5 protein-coding genes are annotated in these 3,888 nt (G+C 36.6%); 1 reads left to right on the forward strand and 4 read right to left on the reverse strand.

Annotated elements, in window-relative coordinates:
* From P20652_RS17770 to P20652_RS12305, 3 genes are all read right to left on the reverse strand, one after another.
* Positions 1-513: tRNA-(ms[2]io[6]A)-hydroxylase (locus tag P20652_RS17770; protein WP_033017269.1), on the reverse strand; the 513-nt coding region annotated here is incomplete at its 3' end.
* A 47-nt stretch (positions 514-560) separates the two neighbouring features.
* Positions 561-1,193: a sulfotransferase gene (locus tag P20652_RS12310; protein WP_008167395.1), complete on the reverse strand. Its 633-nt coding sequence runs from the start codon at positions 1,191-1,193 to the stop codon at positions 561-563.
* A gap of 14 nt (positions 1,194-1,207) precedes the next feature.
* Positions 1,208-1,579 carry an MAPEG family protein gene (locus P20652_RS12305; protein ID WP_008167397.1) on the reverse strand — a complete coding sequence of 124 codons (372 nt, stop codon included), beginning with the start codon at positions 1,577-1,579 and terminating at the stop codon, positions 1,208-1,210.
* Positions 1,580-1,732: 153 nt separating this feature from the next.
* Here P20652_RS12305 and P20652_RS12300 point away from each other — a divergent pair, with 153 nt between their 5' ends.
* The gene (locus tag P20652_RS12300; RefSeq protein WP_008167399.1) at positions 1,733-3,085 is read left to right on the forward strand and encodes a DUF2254 domain-containing protein; all 1,353 of its coding nucleotides are present in this window, start codon (positions 1,733-1,735) and stop codon (positions 3,083-3,085) included.
* Between the two features lie 2 nt (positions 3,086-3,087).
* Here P20652_RS12300 and P20652_RS12295 read toward each other — a convergent pair whose 3' ends face one another.
* Positions 3,088-3,813, reverse strand: coding sequence for an SIMPL domain-containing protein (locus tag P20652_RS12295; protein ID WP_008167400.1), 726 nt, complete (start codon positions 3,811-3,813; stop codon positions 3,088-3,090).
* Positions 3,814-3,888 lie beyond the last annotated feature (75 nt).

The following is a 3,888-nucleotide window of genomic DNA, read 5'->3' on the forward strand; positions in this document are numbered from 1 at the left end:
CTCTTCTAGGCGAACATCAACTTCTTCTTTTTCAAAGTATTCGTAAGCTAGTTCAACAAATAGGTTTTTATGTTTTTCTTCTGACTTGGCAATAGCAACATAAAAGTCTTTTTCTTTACCCTCAGGAAGTGCTTGTGCAACTAAAGAAAAACGCTCGTGGCCACGTGCTTCAATTACACCGCCAACCAGTAATCGGTCCATTAAAAAACCATCACGACCGTGTCTAAATAGTGCACGTATTTGTTTTATGTACGGATCTTTTTTGTCGTCACCTAGGTTTACATCGCGCTCTAAAAGCAATTTAAGTACTTGTTTAAAATGTATTAATTCTTCTAGCGCTAAGTCGGTCATAGCTTTTACTAATTTACGTTTGTCTGGATAATGCGAAAGCATAGACATAGCCATACCCGATGCTTTTTTTTCTGCAGCGGCGTGATCTTGTAAAAAAGTATTAAAGTCAGCAAGGACAACTTCGGTCCATTCAAATGGGGTGTGGTATTTTAATTCAAACATGTTCTTTACAACTTAAATAATAATGTGGGGATTTTAACGTATTTGATTTAAAAAATCTTGTAAGGCAGTAATTTATTTATGCGCCCTTTAGCGGTAGATTCAACTTTTAACGGGTGTTTAATATCGTTCCATGCAGTGACTTTGCCACCCATATTCATTTTTTCAAAATCAGTTTTATCACTTTTTAACGCTAAAAAGTTGCATAACTTTTTATAGCTATCAGGCTTTGCTATATCAATGGATAAAAAATCGTTGTCACGGTTATTAAAATACGTTTGAGCATCATTAAAATGTTTTTTATAACAAGCTGTTAAGTAACTATCGTCGCTAATATTATTAAGCGAAAGCTCACTAAACGTATTTAAATAACAGCGTTTTATATGAATATTAAAGCCCCCATCTGCACGGGTTAAATTAGTGTGCATACGCGTTAAAAGCTGCTTTATTGATACAAGCCATGCACTCAATTCGCGCTCTAAATAAATAAACTTAGAGTGTGGATAATGAATATCAAGCGCTTTAAAGTCATTAAATATGGGAGTGTCGGCAATCGCGTTAGCATTTTCAAAACAAGCATTAGTATAAGCGGTATGCGCTGTTGTAATGCCAAGCTCTAAAAATGCATGGCACACACTGGTTGTGCCGGTACGCGGTAAACCTATTATAAATATTTTGCTCATGAACTTTTCTTTAACTAGCCACGTGTCATTAGCAATACAAAGGCGCTAACAATAATCACTAAAAATGTAGTAATAGTACCAATTTGGCGATATTTCAGGCTTTTTTCTACTATGCCTAAATTTTGAAACACACGCCCTACTAATAACGCACCACCTAATATATGACAGTAATGGCTAGCAAGCCCTTGGTATTCGGCCAAAAAAAGTAAAATTAACGCAATTGGTACGTATTCCATAAAATTTGCGTGAGCACGTATAGCACGTTGCAGCGTTGCATTACCGTTATCCCCCAGTGATATTTGCTCTGCGCGACGTACTTTTATTACGTTAAAGCTCAAATAAATGTAAAACAATGCAAGTAATGCAGCATAAGTTGAAATGATCACGGCGTTTTCCTGTTATTTTTATCGCATAAGCATGCGCTCTATTATTGTGGGCGTGATAATAACACATAAATTTAAGCAGCATTATCAGAAGTTTAATAAATGCCTATGTTAAGCTAAGGGTATTAAGTAAGTAGAAAATTACATAAGGATTTTATGTTTGTACCTCGCAAAGTAGCCGACAGTTACCGTGAAATGATTAACAGTATTGGCTTTTACCCTTCTATGCTTTCAGTGGGCTTTTTAGTATTTGCCATTATAACTATGTCGGTTGAATATTTAGCCCCTATTGAGCAGTTAAAATCGTTTATATCGGTTGTACTTGTTGATAGCGCCGAAAACGCGCGGACTATTTTAAGCACCTTAGCGGGGAGTATTATTTCGCTTACCGTGTTTAGTTTTTCGATGGTAATGGTGGTTTTAAATTCGGCCAGCGCGAGTTTATCGCCCCGTGTAGTGCCTGGGCTTATTACGCGTAAATCACACCAAATGGTTTTGGGCTTTTATTTAGGCAGCATAATTTACTCAATTATTATGCTTATAAATATTAATAAACTTGAAGGTGGCAGTACGGCTATTCCTTCAATTGGTGTGTTGTTTGCGCTTATTTTTGGCTTGATTTCATTAGGTCTGTTTGTATTTTTTATACATTCAATCTCTCGTGCCATTCAGGTAGATAACGTATTAAATGGCTTGTTTAGCCAAACTAAAAACGAAATTAAAACAATAATACAAAGACAACAAGAGAACCCAGTTGAAGACTTTCCAGACTTTAACACATGGCATTCGGTAAGCAGTAAAACGGAGGGTTATTATAAAGGCGTTCATACCGATAAACTCTGTGCCATTTTGGCAGAGCAAGATATAAAGGTGTATATCTCTGTTAACCAAGGCTATTTTACAGTTAAAGGCTATCCTTTTTTAAAGTGTAATAAAGACATAGCAAACGATGAAGAGCTGATTAATAAAATTCTCGACTGCTTTATTTTTTATATAGAAGAGTACATTAGCGATCATTACCGTTATGGGTTAACGCAAATATCAGAAATTGCAGTTAAGGCAATGAGCCCGGGTATCAACGATCCAGGTACGGCGGTTAAATCAATTGATATGCTGAGTATTTTACTTATTCAACGGCTGTCAATTAACGATATTAACTACTCGTTTAAGCACAGTGATAATGCCCCATTGTTATACCTTCATGAAACAAGCTTTGATGAGTTATTACACGATAACTTTACACCGCTGCGTAATTACGCCAAAGGCGATGCGTACGTAATGACAAACGTGCTTGAGGCATTTAAAAATATTTTGTTTGTTGCCCATAAAGATAACGATGCACGAAACAGTTTATTTAATTATTTAAATGCGATTGTTGATGACATAAATGAACATGTAACTAATGAATACGACAGACGTGAAGTGACTAATATGCTCAACTCAATAGCGCGTATTAGCCAAGAGCAAGGTGAGAAGTTGGTGGCACGTTTTGAGCACCACCAAAAATAAATTTAATCTATGTAGTACACAGCGTAGCTTGAGGCTGTTACTTTAATCTCTCCAGCATGGTAGGCATCAGGTACATAGTTACTTGGTGCGCTATCAGCCATCATTACTTTTTCTGCACGCATGTACGGCTGCGACTGCACATTGAGTGGACTTAGTGATGCGCTGTACAATCCTTTTAAATCAACGCCATAATCTTCACTAAACTCTTTTGCTGCATCCCGTGCATCTTTAATTGCTAACTTTTGCGCTTTTTTATGCAGCTCGTTATAGTTGCTTGCTAAAAATTGCGTTTGATTAATTTCGTTAATACCGTTGTTAACTAAGCTTTGTAGTAACTCAGGGTATTTATTTATATCGCTAAGTTTTACTGTTAACGTACGAGAAACCTTAAATCCTTTAAATTCTTGATTACCGGTAGTGCGGTTGTATTGGCTATCACGGTTTATTGAGATTTGCCCGGCGTTTATATCTCCCTCTTTAACACCAATTTCTTTTACGAGCTTAATTGCCTTGGCGATGGTTAAGTCGGTTTTATTTTTAGCAGCAATTAAGTCTTTATCAACTTCGGTGATACCTACGCTAAGCTGAACGTAATCTGGCATTGTGGTAAGAGTCGCTTCGCCTTTTACATAAATATGAGGAACATCGGGAGTCGCTGCCGCAAGTGCATCAAAACTAAGTACGTTTAAAACTAGTGCACTACCTAAAACGAGAGTCAGTGTTTTCATTAAGTCGATCCTTTAATTTTGTAAATGCTATTAAAGACCTTACGTGGTTAATTAAATATGAACAAGCACAAAAAA

The organism is Pseudoalteromonas sp. BSi20652 (genome assembly GCF_000239855.1).
Taxonomy (GTDB): domain Bacteria; phylum Pseudomonadota; class Gammaproteobacteria; order Enterobacterales; family Alteromonadaceae; genus Pseudoalteromonas.